3 protein-coding genes and 1 pseudogene are annotated in these 3,397 nt (G+C 77.2%); all 4 read left to right on the top strand.

Going from position 1 to position 3,397, the window contains the following annotated elements; all coding sequences use genetic code 11:
• The first annotated feature begins 335 nt into the window (after nucleotides 1–335).
• The gene (locus PAI11_RS10975; RefSeq protein WP_007574433.1) at nucleotides 336–1,235 is read left to right on the top strand and encodes a haloalkane dehalogenase; all 900 of its coding nucleotides are present in this window, start codon (nucleotides 336–338) and stop codon (nucleotides 1,233–1,235) included.
• An 83-nt stretch (nucleotides 1,236–1,318) separates the two neighbouring features.
• Nucleotides 1,319–1,999, top strand: coding sequence for a response regulator transcription factor (locus tag PAI11_RS10970; RefSeq protein ID WP_007574431.1), 681 nt, complete (start codon nucleotides 1,319–1,321; stop codon nucleotides 1,997–1,999).
• On the top strand, nucleotides 1,996–2,970 hold the full coding sequence (locus tag PAI11_RS10965; protein WP_007574429.1) for a HAMP domain-containing sensor histidine kinase: 975 nt from the start codon (nucleotides 1,996–1,998) through the stop codon (nucleotides 2,968–2,970). The genes PAI11_RS10970 and PAI11_RS10965 overlap by 4 nt, the downstream gene beginning before the upstream one ends.
• A 90-nt stretch (nucleotides 2,971–3,060) precedes the next feature.
• Nucleotides 3,061–3,397, top strand: a pseudogene (locus PAI11_RS10960) (hypothetical protein); the annotation flags it as partial.

Here is a 3,397-nt window from a genome sequence, read left to right as displayed (position 1 = left end):
CCGCCGTGCTGCCGGGGGCCGGGGCGTCGGCCGCCGGCTCGCCGTCGCGGGCCGGATCCTCGCCGCGCCTGGCCCGTCGGCTGCGACGCGCGCCCGCGCCCTTCGGTGCCCGCCAGCCCCGACGGGCACCGTAGCCCCGGGGTTCGTCGTCGGCGGGCGGCACGCGAGCGATCATCGCACCGTCGTCGCGCCCGACGAGCCATACCGGGCGCCGGCGTTGGACGTTTCGGCGATCGGCGGGCTGGACGCACGGTGGCCGCGTGGGGGAGGATCGCCGCGACCGGGCCGGCACGCCGCCGCGCCCGTCTGCCCGCGCCGCGATCGCCAGGAACCGCATGTCCGTCGACGTCCACCGCACGCCCGAGGAGCGCTTCACCGCACTCCCCGACTTCCCCTACGAGCCCCGCTACCGCGAGTGGGAGGGGCTGCGGCTGGCCCACCTCGACGAGGGCCCGGCCGACGGCCCGGTCGCGCTGCTGGTCCACGGCGAGCCGACCTGGTCGTTCCTCTGGCGGACGACGATCGCGACCCTGGTCGACGCCGGATTCCGCTGCGTGGCGCCCGACCTGCCGGGCTTCGGGCGCTCCGACAAGCCGACCGACGTCGGCTGGTACTCCTACGACCGGCTGGTCGCCTCGCTGGTCGACCTGGTCGACGGGCTCGACCTGCGCGACGCGACGCTCGTCTGCCACGACTGGGGCGGGCCGGTCGGCCTGCGAACCGCGGCGCTGGAGCGGCCGGAGCGGTTCGCGCGGCTGGTGGCGATGGACACGGGGGTCTTCGACGGCAACCAGAAGATGAGCCCCGCCTGGCACAGCTTCCGCGACTTCGTCGAGCAGGCGACCGAGCTGCCGATCGGGTTCCTGGTCAACGGCGGCTGCGCGACCGACCTGGCGCCCGCGGTCGTGGACGCCTACGAGGCGCCGTTCGACGTGCCCGCGGCGACCGCCGGCGCCCGCGCGCTGCCGCTGCTGATCCCGCGCGCCCCGGACGATCCCGGCGCGGCCGCCGGTGCCGCCACCCAGCAGGCGCTGCGAGCCGACCGGCGACCGCAGCTGATCCTGTGGGGCGCCCAGGACCCCGTCCTGCCGGCCGACCCGCTGGCACGGCTGATCGGCGAGCGGCTGCTGACCCGCGCCGGCGAGCCGCAGCTGATCGACGGCGGCCACTTCCTGCCCGAGGACGCGGGCGCGGAGATCGGCGAGCGGGTGGCGGCCTGGGTCGCGGCTGGTTGAGGGCGGGGCGCCGTCGGACCTGCACAGGATCCGCACATCGCGCCGACCCGCGCCGCACGCGGCCGCCCGTAGCATCGCCCCCGATGAGCCGGCGGACGATCGTGGTGGTCGAGGACGAGGCGACGATCGCCGGCGCGGTCGCCGCCCGCCTGCGGTCCGAGGGCTTCGACGTCGAGGTCGCGGGCACCGGCCCGGCGGGCGTCGAGCTGTGCACGCGGCTGGCGCCCGACCTGGTCGTCCTGGACTGGATGCTGCCCGGCTTCGACGGGATCGAGGCCTGCCGCCGGATCCAGGCCGATCGCCCGGTGCCGGTGCTCTTCCTGACCGCCCGCGACGCCGAGGCCGACGTGCTGGTCGGGCTCGGGATCGGGGCCGACGACTACCTGACCAAGCCGTTCAGCCCCCGCGAGCTGGTCGCCCGCGTCCACGCGATCCTGCGCCGCAGCGCCCGCACGGCCGAGGCCGCGGCGCCGTCGCGGATCGCGCTCGGCCGTTACGTCCTCGACCTCGACGGGCGGCGGCTGCTGCACGACGGCGAGCAGGTCGCGCTGACCCCGACCGAGCTGGACCTGCTGGCGACGCTCGCGGCGCGGCCCGGCCGGGCGTTCACCCGCGACGAGCTGCTGGCGCAGGTCTGGGAATGGCGGACCGGCGGCTCGACCCGGACCGTCGACTCGCACGTCGCGGCGCTGCGGCGCAAGCTCGGGGCCGGCGTGGTGCGGACCGTCACCGGCCACGGCTACGCGCTGGGGGACCAGCCGTGAGCAACCCGCTCGACCGGCTCGGCTCGCTGAAGCTGAAGCTCGGCCTGGTGATCGTGCTGGCGATCGGCGTCACGGCCGGGACGATGCTCGTCGCCGCGCTGCTGGACGTGCGCCTGCGCTACGGGGCCCTGGCCGCCCTGGCGCTGTCGCTGCTGACCGTCCAGGTCGTGGCGCGGGGGATGATCTCGCCGCTGCGGGCGATGAGCCGCGCCGCCGACGCGATCGCGCGCGGCGAGCACGGCCAGCGCGTCGCCGTCACGACCCGCGACGAGGTCGGCCAGCTGGGCGTCGCCTTCAACCGGATGGCCGCCGAGCTGGAGCAGACCGACCGCATCCGCCGGGACCTGGTCGCCGATGCCGCGCACGAGCTGCGGACGCCGCTGAGCGCCCTGCGCGCCGTGCTGGAGAACGCGGTCGACGGGGTCGAGCCGCTGGATCCCGAGGAACTGCTGGGCCAGGTCCGGCGGCTGGGCGACCTGGCCGACCAGCTGCTGGACCTGTCGCAGCTGGAGGCCGGCGCGGCGGTCCTGCGGCGACGGTCGTTCGCCGTCGCCGAGCTGCTCGACGAGGTGCGGCCGGCAGGGGCGGCCGAGGCGGAAGCGACGACCCCGGTGGTCGAGCTGGCCGACGGCCTGCGGGCGAGTGGCGATCCCGATCGTCTGCGCCAGGTCGTCGCCAACCTGCTGGAGAACGCCCAGCGCCACGCCCCGGGGACCGCGGTGACGGTGCGGGCGCGCGGCCGGCCGGGCGGTGGCGTCCGGCTCGAGGTCGAGGACCGCGGGCCGGGCCTCGACCCGGCCGACGCCGAGCGGGTCTTCGAGCGCTTCGCCCGCGGCGACCGCTCCCGCACGACCACCGGCGCCGGCCTCGGCCTGGCGATCGCCCGCTCGATCGTCGAGCTGCACGGCGGCACGATCCGCGCCGAAGCGGCGACGCCGCACGGCTGCCGGATGGTCGTCGAGCTGCCCTAGCCCTGCCGCCCCGGGTCCGCCCGGTCGCAGCCCGCGGCGCGCTCTCCGAAGACGCCGCCCGATCACGTCCCGTCACGAGGAGGATCCCGCATGTCCCGATCCGCGCTGCTCTGCGCGCTGCTGGCCGCTGCCCTGGCGGCGACCGGGGTCGCCGGCCAACGCATCGGCCTGGCCCTGACCGTCGTCCTGCTGCTGGTGATCGCCGCCGGCGCCCGCGCGACGCCACGCCCGATCGACCCGCTGGCGCTAGTGCTGGCCGTCGGGCTGGCGCTGCAGCCGATGCTGCGCGACGCCGGCTGGGTGGTCGCGGTCGACGTCGCCGCCGCGCTGGTTGCCGGGGCGGCGGTGGTGGCGATGCCGCGTCGGTGGTCGGCGGTCGCCGCGGTCGTGGCGGCGCCGCTGCGGCTGGCGGCGGGCCAGCGGCTGG

The organism is Patulibacter medicamentivorans, from assembly GCF_000240225.1.
In the GTDB taxonomy this organism is placed as follows: Bacteria; Actinomycetota; Thermoleophilia; order Solirubrobacterales; family Solirubrobacteraceae; genus Patulibacter; species Patulibacter medicamentivorans.
Note: the sequence above shows the minus strand (reverse complement) of the source record. Positions and strands in the feature narration are given on the sequence as shown.